The sequence below is a fragment of the [Haemophilus] ducreyi genome, assembly GCF_900109315.1.
Taxonomy (GTDB): Bacteria; Pseudomonadota; Gammaproteobacteria; order Enterobacterales; family Pasteurellaceae; genus Haemophilus_B; species Haemophilus_B ducreyi.
Genome location: NZ_FOJC01000006.1, coordinates 45,887 through 65,165, shown reverse-complemented (window position 1 = coordinate 65,165; position 19,279 = coordinate 45,887). Strand labels below are relative to the sequence as shown.

At 36.9% G+C, this 19,279-nt stretch carries 15 protein-coding genes and 2 pseudogenes; 10 read left to right on the top strand and 7 right to left on the bottom strand.

Translation table 11 applies throughout. From position 1 onward, the window contains the following. Positions 1-750: a YdcF family protein gene (locus BMX01_RS05095; protein WP_064083054.1), complete on the bottom strand. Its 750-nt coding sequence runs from the start codon at positions 748-750 to the stop codon at positions 1-3. Between the two features lie 293 nt (positions 751-1,043). Here BMX01_RS05095 and citC point away from each other — a divergent pair, with 293 nt between their 5' ends. From citC to rplY, 8 genes are all read left to right on the top strand, one after another. Next, on the top strand, positions 1,044-2,060 hold the full coding sequence (citC, locus tag BMX01_RS05090) for a [citrate (pro-3S)-lyase] ligase (protein WP_064082939.1): 1,017 nt from the start codon (positions 1,044-1,046) through the stop codon (positions 2,058-2,060). 58 nt (positions 2,061-2,118) lie between these two features. Continuing rightward, the gene (citD, locus tag BMX01_RS05085; protein WP_064082940.1) at positions 2,119-2,406 is read left to right on the top strand and encodes a citrate lyase acyl carrier protein; all 288 of its coding nucleotides are present in this window, start codon (positions 2,119-2,121) and stop codon (positions 2,404-2,406) included. Positions 2,407-2,414: 8 nt separating this feature from the next. Continuing rightward, positions 2,415-3,305, top strand: coding sequence for a citrate (pro-3S)-lyase subunit beta (citE, locus tag BMX01_RS05080; RefSeq protein ID WP_172592922.1), 891 nt, complete (start codon positions 2,415-2,417; stop codon positions 3,303-3,305). Further along, positions 3,302-4,804, top strand: coding sequence for a citrate lyase subunit alpha (citF, locus tag BMX01_RS05075; protein ID WP_064082942.1), 1,503 nt, complete (start codon positions 3,302-3,304; stop codon positions 4,802-4,804). Before citE ends, citF begins: the two co-directional genes overlap by 4 nt. 53 nt (positions 4,805-4,857) lie before the next feature. Then, positions 4,858-6,276: a triphosphoribosyl-dephospho-CoA synthase CitG gene (gene citG, locus BMX01_RS05070; RefSeq protein ID WP_074647884.1), complete on the top strand. Its 1,419-nt coding sequence runs from the start codon at positions 4,858-4,860 to the stop codon at positions 6,274-6,276. 8 nt (positions 6,277-6,284) lie between these two features. After that, complete coding sequence (locus BMX01_RS05065; protein ID WP_064082944.1) at positions 6,285-7,736, top strand: anion permease; 1,452 nt, start codon at positions 6,285-6,287, stop codon at positions 7,734-7,736. Positions 7,737-7,969: 233 nt separating this feature from the next. Beyond that, positions 7,970-9,238 (top strand): malic enzyme-like NAD(P)-binding protein, encoded by a 1,269-nt coding sequence (locus BMX01_RS05060; RefSeq protein WP_074647882.1) that lies wholly within the window; start codon positions 7,970-7,972, stop codon positions 9,236-9,238. A gap of 182 nt (positions 9,239-9,420) precedes the next feature. Further along, entirely contained in the window at positions 9,421-9,708 is a 288-nt protein-coding gene (gene rplY, locus BMX01_RS05055) for a 50S ribosomal protein L25 (protein ID WP_010945133.1), read from the top strand. Between the two features lie 103 nt (positions 9,709-9,811). Here rplY and ushA read toward each other — a convergent pair whose 3' ends face one another. Both ushA and BMX01_RS05045 read right to left on the bottom strand, forming a co-directional pair. Next, on the bottom strand, positions 9,812-11,455 hold the full coding sequence (gene ushA, locus BMX01_RS05050) for a bifunctional UDP-sugar hydrolase/5'-nucleotidase UshA (RefSeq protein WP_064082946.1): 1,644 nt from the start codon (positions 11,453-11,455) through the stop codon (positions 9,812-9,814). A 69-nt stretch (positions 11,456-11,524) separates the two neighbouring features. Further along, positions 11,525-11,884 (bottom strand): diacylglycerol kinase, encoded by a 360-nt coding sequence (locus BMX01_RS05045; protein ID WP_064082947.1) that lies wholly within the window; start codon positions 11,882-11,884, stop codon positions 11,525-11,527. Between the two features lie 232 nt (positions 11,885-12,116). On the opposite strand from BMX01_RS05045, the gene sstT reads away from it, so the two are divergent. Next, on the top strand, positions 12,117-13,328 hold the full coding sequence (gene sstT, locus BMX01_RS05040) for a serine/threonine transporter SstT (protein ID WP_064082948.1): 1,212 nt from the start codon (positions 12,117-12,119) through the stop codon (positions 13,326-13,328). Positions 13,329-13,465: 137 nt separating this feature from the next. Continuing rightward, positions 13,466-15,758: pseudogene (locus BMX01_RS05035) on the top strand (DNA internalization-related competence protein ComEC/Rec2). 51 nt (positions 15,759-15,809) lie between these two features. Here BMX01_RS05035 and queA read toward each other — a convergent pair. The 4 genes and pseudogenes from queA to BMX01_RS05015 form a co-directional block, all read right to left on the bottom strand. After that, positions 15,810-16,895, bottom strand: coding sequence for a tRNA preQ1(34) S-adenosylmethionine ribosyltransferase-isomerase QueA (gene queA / locus BMX01_RS05030; RefSeq protein WP_064082949.1), 1,086 nt, complete (start codon positions 16,893-16,895; stop codon positions 15,810-15,812). A 71-nt stretch (positions 16,896-16,966) separates the two neighbouring features. Continuing rightward, positions 16,967-17,191 (bottom strand): annotated as a pseudogene (locus tag BMX01_RS05025) (2-phospho-L-lactate transferase CofD family protein); the annotation flags it as partial. 20 nt (positions 17,192-17,211) lie between these two features. After that, positions 17,212-18,267 (bottom strand): AI-2E family transporter, encoded by a 1,056-nt coding sequence (locus tag BMX01_RS05020; RefSeq protein ID WP_064082950.1) that lies wholly within the window; start codon positions 18,265-18,267, stop codon positions 17,212-17,214. 55 nt (positions 18,268-18,322) lie between these two features. Further along, positions 18,323-19,078 (bottom strand): class I SAM-dependent methyltransferase, encoded by a 756-nt coding sequence (locus BMX01_RS05015; protein WP_074647880.1) that lies wholly within the window; start codon positions 19,076-19,078, stop codon positions 18,323-18,325. Between the last annotated feature and the right edge of the window lie 201 nt (positions 19,079-19,279).

Below are 19,279 nucleotides of genomic sequence, written 5' to 3'. Positions count from 1 at the left end.
TTAATTAATTAACTTTACTTTCCAATAACCTAACCATTCTTTGAGTGCGATACTGCTATTTTGCATTGCGACAGCTTGTGGAATAAACGGTAATACGCCAATAATATTTAATCCTTCATAAGAAGAGGTGCTTGCAGCAAGTACATTAAATCCCTCCCGTTCAAACAACATTTTAGCACGCTTCATATGCCACTCATTTGTTACGAGAATAATTTTAGTTATGCCTTCTTTATCTAAAATAGCTTTGGTTAAATGGGCATTTTCTTCAGTGATATTTGACGCGGATTCAATCCATTTCACTTGTACATCAAAGAAGTCAGCAAATTCCTGTGCCATAATATTAGCTTCAGGTTGCTTGCCTGTTGGGCTTCCGCCAGTAACCAGTACGGGTAACTTGGTTTGTTTATGTAAGTAGGCTGCATATCGCATACGCTCTAATGGCGTTGCGGCAATTGCATAGTCAGCAAATAATTCACGGCTGTTACGTACTCCGCCACCTAATACTACAATCGCTTGTGCTTGTCGATATTCTTCAATCGTTAGTTTTTCACTAAAAGAGACCGCTTGAATCAGTTTTTGGGAAAAGTAAGGTGTACTATACAGATAGAGCGTTGTGATATTCAAAATAGTACAAAAATAGCTCAGTCTTAAATCTTTTAGTTTATAAAGAAGTAATGAAAGGAGCAGTAATGCTAGCGTATTGAACGGTGGCAAAATAATAGCGGTAATAAATTTAGTCAAAAATAGCATAATAGCGTAAAAATAGATCATAAAGTGATGGTTTATTGTCCATTATTTATGTATTATTGTCTAGCCCTTGGTTGGGGTAACATATTGTAAGTTTTGTTTGTGGGTATCAATATCAATCCATATTAGCTAGGACAGCAAGCTATAATTGTCAAATACATGGTTAATTGTTGGCAATATTTGAAATTGTTGACAAGAATCAAAACTACCTCTTTCTGATTAGAAGTGGCGATTTTTTTGGGGTAGAATGCCAATTATTGTTAACTTTTCTAATTTACAAAATTAACTAATATTTTATGCAATTTGAAAGAATCAGTATTCACAACCATAAAAAGATGCTCGCAGTATGTGAGTTTCTTACTAAAAATGACTTGGTGTTAGATAAACAAGTTGAGCTTTTTATTGTTGTTTATAATGATGCGGATAGCATAATTGCTTGCGGTGGTTTAGCACAGAATATCATTAAATGTGTAGCGATTAGTGATATGTATCGTGGCGAAGGTATTGCATTACAGCTTGTTACTGAATTGGTTAATGTAGCTTATGAATTTGGACACAGTGAGCTTTTTATTTTTACCAAGCCTGAGTATGCATTATTGTTTAAGTCTTGCGGTTTTTATCCTATTTCGACCGCTTATCCTTATGTTGTGTTACTTGAAAATAGCGCCACTCGTTTGCAAAAGCAATGTTTAATGTGGCAAAAACAAGCGGTAGTGGCTACAAAAGTGGGGGCAATCGTGATGAATGCTAATCCATTCACATTAGGCCACCGATATCTAATTGAACAAGCATTGGCACAATGTGATCATTTACACCTTTTTGTTGTGGAGGAAGAGGCATCGCAGTTTTGCTATCAAGAGCGCTTTGCATTAGTACAACATGGCATTGCTGATTTATCCAACATTACTTTACATCCTAGCTCTCAGTATATTATTTCGCGAGCTACTTTTCCTGATTACTTCCTTAAAGATAGCCATATTGTTGATGCGGCTTATTTAGAGCTTGATTTACGGCTATTTCGTCAACATATTGCGCCAGCCTTAGCGATTACTCATCGTTTTATCGGAACTGAACCTCTCTGCCCGGTAACAGCAGAATATAACCGTAAAATGCATTATTGGCTACAACAGGCTGTAATGGAGGCGGATGCTATTAATGTAGTTGAAATTGAAAGAAAAAAAGTATCGAATCAAGCGATTTCCGCGTCAACGGTTAGGCAACTATTCAGTGAGCGAAAGTGGCAACAATTATTATCGATGGTGCCCATCACAACTTTCAATTTTTTGCAAAAAATAGCAAATGAGTCCTGTTAAGCGGGCAAATTTTTATAAGATTTTGCAGTTTCAATGATAAATAATGAAGGAAATTATTATGCAAATAACGAAAACAGCAGTAGCTGGCACACTAGAATCTAGTGATGTACAGATACGTATTGCACCATCAACTACGATGGATATTGAAATCAATAGCTCAGTAGCAAAACAATTTGGTGAGGATATTTTAAATTCAGTAACTGCTGTATTGGCACAATTTGAGGTCAGCTCAGCACAAATTATTATAGAAGATAAAGGTGCATTAGATTGTGTATTACGTGCTCGTTTAAAAGCCGCTTTGTTGCGTGCAACAGATGAAGTACTTGCTTGGGAGAAAGTATTATGAGCCAGCCGATAAAATTAAGAAGAAGTATGCTTTTTGTGCCAGGTTCTAATGCTGCAATGATAAGTAATACATTTATTTATAAACCTGATGCAATTATGTTTGATTTAGAAGATGCCGTGGCACTGAAAGAAAAAGATTCAGCACGGATCTTAGTTGCGAATGCATTACAACATCCGCTTTATCAAAATATTGAGTGTGTTGTGCGTGTAAACCCATTGGATTCTGAATTTGGTATGGCAGATTTAAATGCAGTGGTGAGAGCCGGCGTAGATGTGGTGCGTATGCCAAAAACTGAAACCGCACAAGATGTAATTGAAATGGATAAGGTTATTACGGACATAGAGTTGGCCTGTGGTAGAGCTTGTGGTTCGACTAAAATGTTAGCAGCGATAGAATCGCCATTAGGTATTACGCAAGCAAATCAAATTGCAATGGCCTCTAAACGTTTAATTGGGATTGCATTAGGTGCTGAAGATTATGTGCGTAATTTAAAAACGGAGCGTTCGCCTGAGGGAATCGAATTACTTTTTGCGCGTTGTGCTATTTTACAAGCCGCTCGTGCAGTGGGTATTCAAGCATTTGATACAGTTTATTCAGATGCTAATAATGAAGAAGGTTTCCTCAAAGAAGCTGCTTTGATTAAACAATTAGGCTTTGATGGTAAGTCATTAATTAATCCTCGCCAAATCGAATTGTTACATAATTTATTTGCACCAACTCAAAAAGAGGTTGATCAGGCTCAGAAAATTATTGATGCAGCTGATGAGGCAGTCCAACAAGGGTTAGGTGTCGCTTCATTAAATGGCAAAATGATAGATGCACCCATTATCGAGCGTGCAAGACTGGTGCTTGAGCGTGCGAAATCTGGGATTCGAGAAGAGAATAGGGAAGCAAAATGATAATAAGAGAACAACGTGTTGAAAAATTTAATGCAGGTAAAGCAGTTTATCAATCAATATCCAAAACAGAATCTCTGGCTCGTACTGCTAAAGATCGCAAAATTTGCGCTGATTTGGAAGAGGCTATCTGCCGTTCAGGATTAAAAGATGGTATGACCGTGTCTTTCCACCATGCTTTTCGTGCTGGCGATTTTGTTGTGAATATGGTCATGAATAAAATTGCGGAAATGGGGTTTAAAAACTTAACGTTAGCATCTAGTTCATTGATTGACAGCCATTACCCGCTGATTGAACACATTAAAAATGGTGTGGTAACTAAAATTTATTCATCTGGTTTACGGGGGCAGTTAGCTGATGAAATATCAAGAGGGCTTTTAGCTGAGCCGGTTAATATCCATTCTCATGGCGGTAGAGTACATTTAATTAAATCGGGCGAATTAAAGATCGATGTTGCTTTTTTAGGCGTGCCTTGTTGCGATAAATTTGGTAATGCAAATGGTTTTAGCGGTAAAAGTAAATGCGGTTCATTAGGTTATGCTCGTATTGATGCAGAATATGCAGATAAAGTGGTGTTATTAACGGAGCAGTTCGATGAGTATCCACTAAATCCAATCAGTATTGGTCAAGATAACGTTGATTTGATTGTACAAGTTGATGAAGTGGGCGATCCGAAAAAAATCGGTGGTGGTGCCACGCGTATGACGACAAATCCTCGTGAATTATTAATTGCGCGTAAATGTGCGCAAGTGATTTTCGCTTCAGGCTATTTCAAAGATGGTTTTTCATTACAAACGGGTACCGGTGGAGCATCATTAGCGGTAACGCGTTTTCTTGAAGATAAAATGCGCCGTGAGCAGATTACCGCAGGGTTTGCTTTAGGAGGCATTACTTCAAGCATTGTGGCATTACACGAAGCGGGCTTAATTAAGAAATTAATTGATGTGCAATCCTTTGATAAAGATGCGGCAGAATCTTTAGCTCGCAATCCAAATCATATCGAAGTGAGTGCTAATCAATACGCTAACTACAGTTCAAAAGGTGCGTCTGTTGAATATTTAGATATTGTTGTACTGTCTGCTTTAGAAATTGATACTCAATTTAATGTTAATGTATTAACCGGATCTGATGGTGTTATTCGAGGCGCTTCTGGTGGCCATTCTGATACGGCTGCTTCAGCGCAAGTAGCCATTATTGTTGCACCGCTTGTTCGTGGTCGTATTCCCACTGTTGTAGAACAGGTGATTACTTGTGTTACACCGGGTGAGAATATCGATATCCTTGTGACAGATCACGGTGTGGCGGTTAATCCTAAGCGGTTAGATTTAGTCGATAAATTGACCGCTGCTGGGCTTGAACTATTTACTATTGAGCAACTTTGTGCACGTGCATATAGCATTACCGGTAAACCAAAAGAAATTGAGTTTACGGATAAGCCGGTTGCAGTGGTTCGTTATCGTGATGGTTCTGTAATCGATACAGTTTACCAAATAAAAGAATAACTTGAACTGTATGTAACACACTTTGCTATGTGATTAATCCAATAAGCGGTTGTATGTTTAATAAATTTTGCAAGCGATTTTCTTTAGCCGGTACAGCAGTTTCTCTCGAACAATTATTAATTGCAAGAGAACAACGCGTGGCATTACAGCAACAATGCTTGCATGAATATCAGCAAACATTGCTTTCATTGACTCTGACCGCTGTCGGTCCAGTAAAGAAAAATGCACTATTAGATTATATGTTTGCAAAAGCATTAGCAAATATAACCGTTTGTTTTAATAAGTTTTCTGTCACGGCAACGGCACAATTTATTCGTCCATTGCAAACAGGACATGAAGCATTATTTGTACTACCTATTGATGCCAAAATACTTAAACGGGCAATGATTGAGCTAGAAAATAGTTCGCCGCTTGCTCGCTTATGGGATATTGATGTAATAAGCCAAGAAGGGCATTTATTGAGTCGCGGTGAATTTGGGTTTGCTGAACGCACTTGTTTAATGTGTGCAGAGTCAGCAAAAATCTGTGCGCGATCACGCCGACATTCAATCGATGATCTTCTGTCTGAAATACATACAAGAGCACAGCAATATTATTTTGCAGAACAAATAGCTGAATTGGCTTATCAAGCGTTAATTAAAGAAGCACGTTTAACGCCAAAACCTGGTTTAGTAGACAGTACAAATAATGGTTCTCATCAAGATATGTCGTTAAATACTTTTGAACAAAGTGCTATAGCATTACGTCCTTTTTTTACACAATTTGTGTTAATGGGTATAGAAACAGCTAACTTACCAGATTCGCACATTTTATCCAAAATTCGCCCGCTTGGATTACAGGCGGAGCAGGCAATGTTCGTTGCAACTAATCAAGTGAATACTCACAAAGGCGCTATTTTCGCTTTTGGTTTAGTTTGCACGGCATTAGGTCGACACTTTAGCCAGTGGCAAAACAAGATGATGTTATCGCCAAGCTTTGAAATTAGCCAAGACACAACAGGCATTTCATTGATTAGTGAGACCGTAGCACGTTTTACACAAGGCATTACTGATGAATTGCAAAATTATTCAAAAAATCAACCCCTTACCGCAGGTATTGCACTTTATCAACAATATGGTTTTAGCGGTGCGAGAGGCGAAGCTGAAAAAGGCTTTCCATTAGTTCAGCAAGCGGTCGCATTTATACTGTCACAAGCAGAGAATGAAGCGCGTTGGTATTGGGCCTTATTATATTTAATGGCAAATAATAATGATACAAATGTTGTGCATCGTGGTGGAATAAATGGATTGCAGTTTATACAAGACGAGGCTAATAAACGCTTAGAAAATGCAGAAAATTTGTATAATGCTAGCGCATTGGTGGCAAGTTTAAGAGAATTTGATGATGATTGTATTGCTCGCAATTTAAGCCCAGGTGGCAGTGCAGATTTATTAGCGTTAACGATTTTTTTCTTATCTTTATTATATTATTGAGGTGAAATATGGCGTTATCTAAAGTGCAGAAAGTCGCAGTATTACTTATAATTCCAACATTGTTTTTCTGTTTGCCAACACCAGAGGGACTATCTCTGATTGCCTGGCGTTTATTAGGTATTTATATTGCGACCATTGTCGGGCTTGTGCTGAAACCTTATGGTGAACCGGTGTTATTATTGGCAGCCGTTGCTGCTTCAGCGACAACCATCGGTAATACTGAAGGTGCAGAACAATTAGTTAAAGTAAGCCAAACGCTCAGCGGTTATCAATCGGGCACAACATGGTTAATTTTTACCGCATTCACATTGAGTTCTGCGTTTGTGATTACCGGTTTAGGTAAGCGAATTGCTTATCATATGATCAGCTTATTAGGCAGTACGACATTACGTTTGGGCTATGTTACTGTTTTTTTAGATCTACTCTTGGCACCGGCAACGCCTTCTAATACAGCCCGTGCTGGTGGGATCGTTTTCCCGATTATCAATAGTGTAGCGGTGGCATTAGGTTCAGAGCCTGAAAAAACACCCAAATTAGCAGGACGTTATTTGTTGTTAAATGTCTATATGGTCGTTAAAACAACCAGCTATATTTTCTTAACTGCGATGGCACCAAATGCATTGGCATTATCACTTATGTCGCCCATTTTAGGTTTTAATGTTAATTGGCTACAATGGTTGTTAGCCGCCTCAGTACCTGGGTTATTATGTTTATTTATTATTCCATTCATTTGTTACATTATTGCTAAGCCAGAATTAAAACGTGTAGATAATAAAGCAATTGCTCAAAAAGGCTTAGAAGAATTAGGTCCAATGAGCTTACGTGAGAAAGCATTAGCTTGCTTATTTATATTAGCCTTACTTGGTTGGATTTTTGCTGATTTCTTACATCTAAATGCTACAGTAGTGGCGTTAATTACGATGGTACTTTGTATCTTGTTAAATATAGTTGCTTGGGATGATGTCCGTAAAAATAAAGCCGGTTGGGATACGCTAATTTGGTATGGTGGTATCATTAGTATGTCTACCGTGCTAAGTAAAGCGGGTTTCTTTGAATGGCTAGCAGAAATATTAAGTGAAAACTTAAACTTTGGTGATTATAGTAATATTGCCCTAATAGTTATTCTGTTATTAAGTGTAAGTGTTCGTTATCTATTTGCTTCAGGTGGGGCTTATGTTGCAGCAATGGTTCCTGTGTTTGCGACAGTTGGTAAAGTAGCCGGCGCGCCTGTAGAATTATTAGCACTAGGATTGTTATTCTCTAATTCATATGGTGGCTCAGTGACACATTACGGCGGCGGCCCTGGTCCAATTACATTTGGTGCAGGTTATAATGATATTAAATCTTGGTGGATGGCAGGTGTAGTTATTGCTTTTGGAAGCTTAATTATTCATGCAACATTAGGTATCGCTTGGTGGCAATTCTTATTTAACATGGGGTGGTTACCAATGGCTAAATAACGTACCCAGCTTGTTTTAATTATCTAATTAGAGGAATTTTGTGAGTTTCTAGCAAAATTCCTTTTTTATTTGTAATAGCGGTTAAAATTTAGATCTACATCACAACTTGTTGCTAAATATTACAGTAAAATATCTTAACATTGTTATTCATGTAAACTAGTATAGTGAATAACTACTTTTCATTGTGTTCAACAACAGATATATTTTTCAGCATTTTATAAAAGGACATCTTAATGGGTGATTTAAAACAAGCAGCATTAGATTTTCATGAATTCCCAATACCAGGTAAAATTTCAGTTACACCAACCAAATCTCTCAAAACTCAGCATGATTTAGCTTTAGCTTATTCACCTGGTGTAGCAGAGCCTTGTTTAGCGATTGAAAAAGATCCATCTACTGCTCGTCTTTACACGGCAAAAGGCAATTTAGTTGCGGTTATTTCAAATGGTACAGCCGTATTAGGTTTAGGTAATATTGGTGCATTAGCATCTAAACCCGTGATGGAAGGCAAAGGCGTATTATTTAAAAAATTCGCGGGCATTGATGTGTTTGATATTGAAATTAATGAACAAGATCCAGATAAACTCATTGATATTATAGCCTCGCTAGAACCAACATTTGGTGGTATTAATCTTGAAGATATTAAAGCACCAGAATGTTTTTATATTGAGCAGAAATTACGTGAGCGAATGGGGATCCCGGTATTCCATGATGATCAACATGGAACAGCCATTATTGTTGGCGCAGCGGTGTTAAATGGTTTACAAATTGTAGGTAAATCGCTTGATCAAGTGCGTTTGGTTGTGAATGGCGCGGGTGCATCAGCCATTGCCTGTACTAATTTATTATGTTCTTTGGGAATTAAAAAAGAAAATATTACGATGTGTGATTCAAAAGGTATTATTTTCAAAGGCCGTGGCGATCAGATCGATCAAACCAAACAAGCTTATGCGATAGTAGATAACGGTTGGAGAACATTGTCAGATGCAATTAATGGTGCGGATGTTTTCTTAGGCTGTTCAAAAGCAGGCGCATTAACACAGGCAATGGTTAAAAAAATGGCGAAAGATCCGCTTATTCTTGCATTAGCAAATCCCGTGCCAGAAATAACACCTGATGAAGTAAAACAAGCACGTTTAGATGCTATTGTTTGTACAGGTCGCTCAGATTATCGTAATCAAGTAAATAATGTACTGTGTTTCCCATTCTTATTTAGAGGAGCCTTAGATGTTGGGGCAACCGCGATTAATGAAGAAATGAAAATAGCTGCAGCCAAAGCAATTGCTGATTTAGCAAAACAACCGGTATCTTTAGAAGTATTATCTACGTATGGTGAGCTATCATTTGGCCCTGAATATATTATTCCAACGCCATTTGATCCACGCTTGATTGTTGCTGTATCTACGGCCGTGGCTAAAGCGGCAATGGCATCAGGTGTTGCTACTCGTCCAATTTCAGATTGGGCTGTTTATGCAGAAAAGCTAAAAACATTATTAGCCTAAGAAACTAAGCTTCAAGATAGAGTAAACGGTTTGTTTTTATTTTGCTTTTTAAAATAAGATTACGTATAATATATTGTAGGCTCACGACGTGCCTACAATATTTCGTCAAATAGCTGGGTCGCCTGCTATTTTGTATATTAACGGGAACATTATGTTCCTTTTTATTTTAAGAGAATCAAACAATGTCATTCAAATTTGAAGCTGAAGTTCGTTCTGCGCAAGGTAAGGGTGCGAGCCGCCGCCTGCGTCACAATGGTCAAGTTCCTGCAATCATTTATGGTGGTAATGCAGAGCCGGTATCAATCATTTTAGATCACGATAAAGTAAATAACGTACAAATTCATGATGCATTCTATAATGAAGTATTAACAATTGTATTAGCGGAAAAAGAAGTGCAAGTTAAAGTACAAGCAATTCAACGTCATCCGACTAAACCAAAATTACTTCACTTAGACTTTAAACGCGTGTAGTCTATACTTTATAAAGATGCCCTTTTAAATATTAAAAGGGCATTTTAATTTGTGCTATAGATTCAAATAAAAAGCCAAGCATTTTAGCTTGGCTTTTAAAATTTTATTTAAAGATAATATCTTGTTTTGGATCAAACATACTTGCTTCAATGACTTTATTTTCTTCAAAGTATTTTTTTAACATTTCAGCATCAATAAAACCAGTGTTTACATAAGTTGGATGTTTTTTCATAACAGGATAACCATCTCCGCCAGCGGTTAAATAATCTGGAATAGAAATTTTATAGCTTGTGTTTGGATCAAATGCTTGGCCATTAATCTTAAGGTCTGAAATCTGTTTTGCTGTACGATCTACGACCATTGAGATGCCTGCAAATTGAGGATAAGCACCAGTATCTACTTCTTTTAAAGCCACAGAAGTTAGAAAATCAATAAATTCTTGCCCTTTTAGATCAATTGTTGCGATCATATTGCCAAATGGCTGAACGGTTAGAATTGTTCTGTAAGTAATTTTGCCTTCTTCAATAGAAGCACGAACACCGCCAGAATTTACAATACCAATATCAGCTTTTACACGTTCTTTTTGTGATTGAGCGATTAATCGGCCTAAGTTAGTTTGGTGGAAGCGTACGTGATTACGATCACCATCTAATAAGCCTTTAACTTCGCCAACATAAATATTCAGCAATTTATCTCCATCATCTTGGTATTTCTCTAACTGTTCATATAATGCGGGATCCGGTTTAATTTCATTTTGGTATAATTGATATTCTTTTTTACCGTCTGCTGTTGTTATTGTTTTTTTCAAATTAATTGGAATTAATTGATAATTGAGTAATGTAGTTTTACCATTTTTGAATTTAAAATCGGCACGGCCAACATATTTTCCCCATTCGCCCGCTTGTACAATCCAAGTACCATTTTGAAAATCAGGTTTACAACTTTCGCCTGGAATATATTTAGTTTTGAATTTACCCTGTTCATCAAAACAAACGGTATCGTGTGTATGGCCACCAACAATTAAGTCAAAAGCACCTTTATCAAGGCTTCTTGCCATAGTGACATCACCTGGCGCATTGGTACCATGTTTGCCATCTAAGTACCAGCCCATATGTGTTAATGCAATTCGGACATCCGGTTTTTCTTTTTCATTAATGTTAGCTAACATCGTTCTAGCCGTTTTAATTGGATCCTTAAAAAGGACATTTTCAGTAACATCAGGATTGCCTACTTTAGCCGTGTCTTCAGTCGTTAATCCCATAACAGCTATTTTTAAGCCTTGTTTATCTAACATAATATAAGGATCAACTAATTCTTTTTTTGTCGCTTTGTTAAATACATTAGCAGAAATCAACGGAAATTTAGCCCACTTTTCTTGCATAGTTAATATCGGTAAAGGGAAATCAAATTCGTGGTTGCCTAGTACCATTGCTTCATAGCCAATCGCATTTAATCCTTCATAATCTGGACGGGCATTTTGTAAATCTGATTCTGGGACTCCCGTATTAATATCACCGGCGTTTAAAATGATAGTCGAGCCACCTTTTGCTTCAACTTCTTTTTTAATCTGATCGATTAGTGTTTTTTGTGCGGCAAGGCCAAATTCCCCTTTTTCATTATTCCAGAAATGGCCGTGAATATCGTTAGTATGCAATACAGTAAATGAATAATCTTTATCCTGCTGATAAGCCATTATTGCACTAGAAGCACAAAGTGTTATGGTAAGGAGTGTTTTATTGAATTTCATAATAACCTCTTAATTGATGATATAAAAAAATAGGCAGTGGATTGTGTAATCCATTGCCTATTTTACTTTTTAAAAAATTAGCAATAACCAAGTTATTGCAAATAACAGCATAGTTACAAAAACTGCGGCAGAGCCAATGTCTTTTGCCCTACCAGAAAGCTCATGGTATTCTGAACCAACCCGATCGACTACGGCTTCAACAGCACTATTTAATAATTCTACGATTAACACTAATAAGGTTGAACCGACTAATAACACTTTTTCGATAGCTGTATCGCCTAAGTAAAAACCAAGCGGTATAAATATTATGGCTAATCCAAGTTCTTGGCGAAAAGCAGATTCATAAATATAGGTGCTTTTTAAGCCTTTCATAGAATACCCCATTGCTCTAATAATGCGTTGGAAATTAGCTTTATTTTCAGGTTTCATTTAAATCTCTATCTATACAAAAATATTTATTATTTTACCGAAAGGCGACTATTACACAAGGTCTTTTCTTTTTTATGATTAACTTATTGAGAGATTGGCTTTTGAACTCGTAAAAACTTATAGAAAAAGTCTAGTTAGCTATTCCCAAACAGATTATTTTTAGTTAATCTCAAATATAGGCGGTGAATGTTTATTATTCACTTTTTATGTGATTAGATAAGAATAAAATAATATGAGTAATTTATCTTCAAAACTATTTCGAGGTAATTTGGTGATACGAATTGCTATTGGTTTAGTGCTAGGTGTTTTGCTAGCCTTTATCAGTCCAGAATGGGCCAAGAGTGTGGGTGTTTTAGGTCAATTCTTTGTTAAATCATTACGCGCAATTGCACCAATTTTAGTGTTTGTATTAGTGCTTTCTGCCATTGCTAATAAAGAAGTTGGCACTGATACTAAATTAAAACCGATTTTAGTCATGTATGTCCTTGGTACATTTTTAGCTGCGTTAACAGCGGTGGTTTTCAGTTTTATTTTTCCAACAAGATTAGAGCTAGTATCTAGCCCCCGGGATTTAACATCGCCACAAGGTATTGGTGAAATTATTAAAACAGTGGTGTTTAATTTGGTAGATAATCCACTGCAGGCTTTAGCGAATGCAAACTTTATTGGGATTTTAGCTTGGGCAATTGGCTTAGGTATTCCATTACGTTATGCCGCGCCAAGCACAAAGATTTTTTTAAATGATTTATCTGAAGCGGTATCTTATGTAGTAAAAATGGTTATTTCAGTAGCACCCATCGGCGTATTTGGTTTAGTTGCTGAAACCATTGCCACGAATGGTATGAATGCCTTTATTGGTTATGCACGTTTATTAGGCGTATTATTAGGGGCAATGATGACAGTAATTTTTGTGTTGGATCCAATACTTGTTTATTGGAAAATTCGTCGCAACCCCTATCCATTGACTTTTATCTGTTTACGAGAAAGTGGTTTAACCGCATTTTTTACGCGCAGTTCCGCGGCGAATATTCCGGTAAATATGAATTTAGCAAAGCGTTTAGGTGTTCGTGATGAAATTGCTTCAGTCGCAATTCCATTAGGTGCTACCATTAATATGGCAGGTGCTGCGATCACGGTGACAGTATTAACACTAGCGGCTGCTTATACACAAGGCATTTACCCTGATTTTATGACCGCATTATTATTAAGTATTGTTGCATCAATTTGTGCTTGTGGTGCTTCAGGTGTATCGGGTGGCTCACTGTTACTTATTCCATTAGCGTGTAGTTTGTTTAATATTCCAAATGATATTGCTGCGCAAGTTATTGGTGTTGGTTTCATTATTGGTGTTATTCAAGATTCAGCTGAAACAGCCTTAAATTCTTCAACAGATGTATTGTTTACGACAGCGGTCAGTCAAGCGGAAGATCGAAAAGAAAGTTAGTAAAAGGCTACCAGATCATAAAATTGTGTATGAGCTAGCACTTTTGAGTTTTGCGATCTTGATCGAAATTTTCTAAATTACGTATTACAAGCGGTTAAATTTCTCGCATACTTTATAGAATTAAATAGAGTAGTGCTATGAATTTTGACCGCTTTGCTGTTTTCGTATGTTTTTCTTTTTTACCAATATTATGGCTGCCAATGCAATGGTTAAGCATACCATGCTACATTGCGATGGCATTGATTGGATATGCCATATTAAAACGTAACTGTGCATTAATATGGCTAGCGATAGTGATTTTTGCCAGTTATAGCTACATTAGCAACATTGCTAATAAGGCAGATCATCAAGTCGCAACAAAAACGTATGAAAAGCTTGAAGTTACACGTTTACTGAAGCAACAAAACTACCAAACAGCAATCGCAAAACGTGAAAACGGCGATTTAATTTACCTGAATTGGCAAGCTAAAAGCCCGCTTTATTTAGAAGCAATTTATCAAGCAGAGCTTAATTTTTATCCTATCTCAGCGAGATCAAATCAAGGTAATTTTGATCAACAACGTTGGTATTTCTCACAACATCTCATCGGTAAAGCAACAGTCAGAAAAGCCACTTTATTGATTGAATAATGCACAATCTTCGTTACGCCACGATTGGTTGATGCGCAGTCAACATCAAACTAAACATTTGCCGACACAAGGGCTATTGCTTGCTTTAGCATTTGGCGAACGGGCTTGGCTTACAGCGGAAGATTGGAAACTTTTTCAACAGATCTCTACCGCACATTTAGTTGCGATTTCTGGTTTGCACATTGGTTTAGCATTTGCTTTCGGTTTTTGGTGCGCGAAGTTATTGCAATGGTGTTTTTTACGTGTGGGGTGCAGACTAGCGATCGCATTTAATTATTCTGTTGTAAATATAATTGGGCTTATTTTTGCCTTTGGATATAGTTATTTAGCGGGCTTTGCGATTCCTACAGTACGTGCCTTAATTGCCATTATTTTTGTGTTAAGTTGTCGTTATTGCCGTTGTTACTATACGGCCTGGCAGTTATGGTGGCGAATTGTAGCCATATTACTGGTTTTAGATCCTTTAGCTATTTTAGCTGATAGTTTTTGGTTATCCATTTTAGCGGTTTTAAGCCTGATTATTTGGTATCAATATTTTCCATTAACTGAATTTATTGTTCAGAAAAAAAATAAAAAATTGCCTAAATTTTATCGCTTATTACTGAGTTTAGCGCATCTTCAATTGGGTATTTTGTGTGTATTTGCACCGGTGCAATACTATTTTTTTGAAGGCTTATCAGCGGTTGCTTTTATTACCAATTTATTGATTGTTCCTTATTACAGTTTTCTGGTTGTCCCGCTTATTTTGATAAGCCTATTAACGAATAATTTTTTTCATACTTGGCAGTTAACTGATCAATTGATTCAAGGTAGTTTAACTATTTTAAACACCGCTTCAACGCATTGGTTTTGGTTAAGCTAATCACAGCAATGGCAATTATTGACCGGATTCGCTGGGTTACTTGTTATGCTTTATGGTATTTTTTACGCTAAATCAAAATGGTTTTGGTGGCAAAGTGCGGGGTTAATCTTAGTGAGTGTATTGATTCATTTATTCATTTTTAGTAGTAAAAAAATTGAATGGATTACTTTCGATGTTGGGCAAGGTTTAGCACAAGCTTTCGTTTATCAACAAAATGGACAGAATAAGGCTATTTTTTATGATACGGGGGTAAGCTGGGGCGCAAGTGGTAATTCAATGGCAAGTCTTGAGATCTTACCTTATTTAAGGAGACATAATATTGAGGTAGAAGCAATTTTTTTAAGCCACGATGATCGAGATCATGCGGGCGGAATTCCTGATCTGCTAGCAGCGTATCCAAATGCGCGTTTGATCTCAAGCAGTGCTATGCCTTATGCAAATAAAATGCCAGAAGCTTGTATTGCGGGAAAGCAGTGGCAATTTAATCAATTGATTTTTCGAGCAATTTATCCGACTAAATTAACAACAAGATCTAAAAATGCTGATTCTTGCATTATAATTGTGGACATAGACCGCTTTCGTATATTGTTGACAGGCGATGCAACTGCCCAACAAGAAAGGACGATAACACCATCATTAACACGGATTGATTTTTTACAAGTGCCACATCATGGTAGTAAGACGAGTAGTAGCCAAGCACTATTGGCTAAAATTAAACCGCATTTGGCAATTGCTTCGGTGGGGCGTTGGAATCCTTGGCGAATGCCTCATCCTAGAGTTGTAGAACGTTTTGAACAATACAACATTCCTTTAGTCACTACTGCAACAGATGGCATGATAAAGGTTATTTTTGAGCATAATACTTGGGAGGTAATCACTAACAGAAATAAGTTTTCTGCGTGGTATCGACAGTTATATGCAACATCGGCTAAACAGTAAGGATCCGGCGTAATTAATATTTATTACGCTCTATCATTTTGTTGGAGGCAATTACGGCAAATCATTTAATGCATTAGGATTTTTATTGATAAGCATTGCATCACCATAGCTAAAGAAGCGGTATTTTTGTTGCACTGCATGTTGATAAGCATTCATCGTATGCCGATAGCCTGCAAAAGCGGAGACGAGCATAATTAATGTAGATTCAGGCAAGTGGAAATTGGTGATTAATACGTCCACGATTTTGAATGTTTTACCGGGATATAAAAAAATGTTGGTATCTGAGAAAAAAGGCGCAATCAATTTACCTGTTGGTTGGGCAGCTTGTGCCGCGCTTTCAATAGAGCGTACGGAAGTTGTCCCTACTGCAATCACGCGTTTACCGGCAGCTTTAGTGGCAAGAATTTGATCAACGACCGCTTGCGTCACTTCTGCATATTCTGCATGCATGTTATGTTCAAGAATATTTTCAACCCGTACAGGCTGGAATGTACCCGCACCAACGTGTAGCGTGACAAAAGCCATATTTACCCCTTTAGCTTTTAATTTATCAAGCATAGGATTATCAAAATGTAAGCCGGCAGTTGGTGCAGCTACCGCGCCTAATACTTTGCTATAAACGGTTTGGTAGCGTTCTTGATCAAAGTCTTCATCAGGGCGATCAATATAAGGTGGCAATGGTATATGGCCCGCTTGTTGCAGTAAGGTAAAGAGTGGAGTGCTAGCGTTAAAGCGTAGCTCAAATAAGGTATCGTGGCGGCTTATCATTGTTGCTTCTAAACCATTGCCAACCCCTAATTTATCTTCACCTAAAATTAATTTGGTTCCTGCTTTAGGTGCTTTTGAACAACGAATATGGGCTAAACAGTGATGTTCATCTAATACACGTTCGATTAATACTTCAAGTTTTCCACCGCTTTCTTTGCGTCCATAAAGGCGGGCGGGAATAACGCGTGTATTATTAAAAATTAATAAGTCGCCAGGGTTGATATGATCTAATAGATCAGAAAAATGTAAATCAGTAAATTTACCGCTTTCGCCATTTAAATGTAATAAACGGCTTGCTGTACGTTCATCTTCTGGGTAACGTGCAATTAATTCATCAGGTAAATTAAAATGGAAATCAGAAACTAACACAGGGAGTCCTCTTAAAATAGATTGCCTTGATCAAGCAAGCGAACAGTTATTATCTAATAATTTTACTATATCATTAATTGCCTTGCTGAGTTTATTCTGTCGTGGTGGTCATAAACATCGGCATCAGATAAATCACGGCGTAGTATTTTTTCTAATGCTTTAAGGATTAAATTACCAAGATTATGACCGCCTAATTCGCCGTCACCTTGAAAACGGTATTCAAATAATGCGGAAGCAACGGTTGGTTTTGCGATAATTTGGTTTAAACAATGATGTCAATCTCCCCAAGCAATACCGCTTTACTAAAGTCATCTTTTTATTCTTCGGTTGATGGTAAAGCTTTAATGACGGCCTTGGCTAACGTTGCAAGTGGAATAGCAAAGAACACGCCCCAAAAGCCCCATAAACCACCAAAAATAAGCACAGCAACAATAATGGTTAATGGATGTAAATTAACTGCTTCTGAAAATAAAAAGGGAACAATTAAGTTGCCGTCAAGTAGCTGGCTGATGACAAAGGCAAGTAATAAGTAGTAAAACTCAGGTGAAATACCAAATTGTAACAATGCGATTAATGCAACTGGAATCGTAACTAATACGGCACCAATGTAAGGTATCAGAACCGATAAACCAACGGCAACAGATAGCAATAAGGGATAGCGTAAGCCAAAAAAGAGAAAAATAGCGTAAGTGACAATTGCAACAATTAAAATTTCAAGCACTTTGCCACGAATGTAGTTGGCAATTTGTTGTTGCATTTCAAACCATACATTGGTCACTAAGCGGCGGTGTTTGGGTAAAATTTTGACAAATGAACGGACAAAAAGCGGTTTATCTTTCAGTAAAAAAAAGACCATTAAAGGGACTAAAAAAGCATAAATGCCAAGACCTACTAAGCTGATAATTGAATTAACTGACAGCGTTAAGAGCGATTCACCAAAGCTTAAAATTTTTATTTTGAGTGAACTCATCAATGAATCAAGCATTGCATAATCAATTAATTCTGGATAATGTTCGGGTAAGGCTTGAATCCAAGCGTTTAATAAGTTGAACATTGACGGTAAATCGCGAATAAAAGTGACTGCTTGATTCCATAAATTTGGCAATAAGAAGATGAATAAAAAAGTACAAAGCGAGATGAAACTGCCTAAAACTAAGATAAGGCTGAATAATCTAGGCATTTTTAAATGGTAAGAGAGTAGTTTAATTGGCCATTCTAATAAGTAAGCAAAAACTATTGCCACTAATAATGGCATAAGGAGATCACTAAAAAAATAGAGGATACAAAAGCTTACTAATAGAATGCCTAATAACGCGATTGCTTGTGGGTCATTGAACTTTTTTTTATACCAAGTTTGAAACATCTCAAACATTATTTGATCCTTATAGAGAGTAAAAAAATCTTCCTAGTTATTAGGAAGATTTTTATTATTTTTGGCTACACACTGCCACAAAACCTAATTTATTGTTTGGGTCATTGAAAATTTTGAACATTTTTTTAAATGTATGACGATTTTCAGCTTTTAATGCATTACCAACAATTTTCATTGCACCTAATACGCCCTCATCATAAATAAGTCCTTTTGGTGAAAGCAAACTCATTTTACCAGAAAAAACATCAACATTTCTAAAACCACAATGTTGGAAGGTTGCCTTCCAAGCTTCTTTGGTCAATGGTGTTACCCTTAAATTAATTGCTTCACGTAGTCTATCAATCGTTGATGTTGCTTCATCAGTAGTGAGCATAACATCCTGTGTTAATAGAAAACCCCCAGGTTTTAGGACACGTAAATATTCGCAAATAGCTGTCTCTTTTGCTGTATTGGGTAGCATGGTCAGCATTGCTTCGTTTAATACAATATCAAAAGTGTTATCTGAAAAAGGTAATTTTGTTGCATTAGCACGTTGTAGATTAATTAAATGTGTAAGACGATTTTCTTCAATGTGGGTACGCGCTTTTGCTAGTGCTTGCTCATCTAGATCAATAGCAGTAATGTGGCAACCATATTGCTGTGCGATTTGAATCGCAGTAGTACAGGTGTTACAGGCAACTTCTAAAACTTTCTTGTCTTTATTAAAATCGCCATTTGCGATTAACCAATCTGTTGCTAACTTACCCCCCGGGCGCAAACGTGTTTTACCAAGGCGAGCTAAGAAATTATGACCAACTTCTTCTTTCTTCATAGAAACTCCTATCTTGTAAAATGTTGCAAAAATAAGGCCGCTTTCATTATGAGGCATTAGATTCAATTATACAGAAATTTTTATTTTTCTTATAGCCAAACAATTATAAATTTTCTGTTTAATAATGGATAAATCGCAGATAAAAAATAAAATTGAATACAGAAATATGAGAGGATTTTTATGAAAAAGAATACTATGATG

Excerpts from the sequence above, each read along its gene's own strand:
- BMX01_RS05095 (WP_064083054.1), bottom strand. The coding sequence starts at position 750 with ATGCTATTTTTGACTAAATTTATTACCGCTATTATTTTGCCACCGTTC.
- citC (WP_064082939.1), top strand. The coding sequence starts at position 1,044 with ATGCAATTTGAAAGAATCAGTATTCACAACCATAAAAAGATGCTCGCA.
- citD (WP_064082940.1), top strand. The coding sequence starts at position 2,119 with ATGCAAATAACGAAAACAGCAGTAGCTGGCACACTAGAATCTAGTGAT.
- citF (WP_064082942.1), top strand. The coding sequence starts at position 3,302 with ATGATAATAAGAGAACAACGTGTTGAAAAATTTAATGCAGGTAAAGCA.
- citG (WP_074647884.1), top strand. The coding sequence starts at position 4,858 with ATGTTTAATAAATTTTGCAAGCGATTTTCTTTAGCCGGTACAGCAGTT.
- BMX01_RS05065 (WP_064082944.1), top strand. The coding sequence starts at position 6,285 with ATGGCGTTATCTAAAGTGCAGAAAGTCGCAGTATTACTTATAATTCCA.
- BMX01_RS05060 (WP_074647882.1), top strand. The coding sequence starts at position 7,970 with ATGGGTGATTTAAAACAAGCAGCATTAGATTTTCATGAATTCCCAATA.
- rplY (WP_010945133.1), top strand. The coding sequence starts at position 9,421 with ATGTCATTCAAATTTGAAGCTGAAGTTCGTTCTGCGCAAGGTAAGGGT.
- ushA (WP_064082946.1), bottom strand. The coding sequence starts at position 11,455 with ATGAAATTCAATAAAACACTCCTTACCATAACACTTTGTGCTTCTAGT.
- BMX01_RS05045 (WP_064082947.1), bottom strand. The coding sequence starts at position 11,884 with ATGAAACCTGAAAATAAAGCTAATTTCCAACGCATTATTAGAGCAATG.
- sstT (WP_064082948.1), top strand. The coding sequence starts at position 12,117 with ATGAGTAATTTATCTTCAAAACTATTTCGAGGTAATTTGGTGATACGA.
- BMX01_RS05020 (WP_064082950.1), bottom strand. The coding sequence starts at position 18,267 with ATGTTTGAGATGTTTCAAACTTGGTATAAAAAAAAGTTCAATGACCCA.
- BMX01_RS05015 (WP_074647880.1), bottom strand. The coding sequence starts at position 19,078 with ATGAAGAAAGAAGAAGTTGGTCATAATTTCTTAGCTCGCCTTGGTAAA.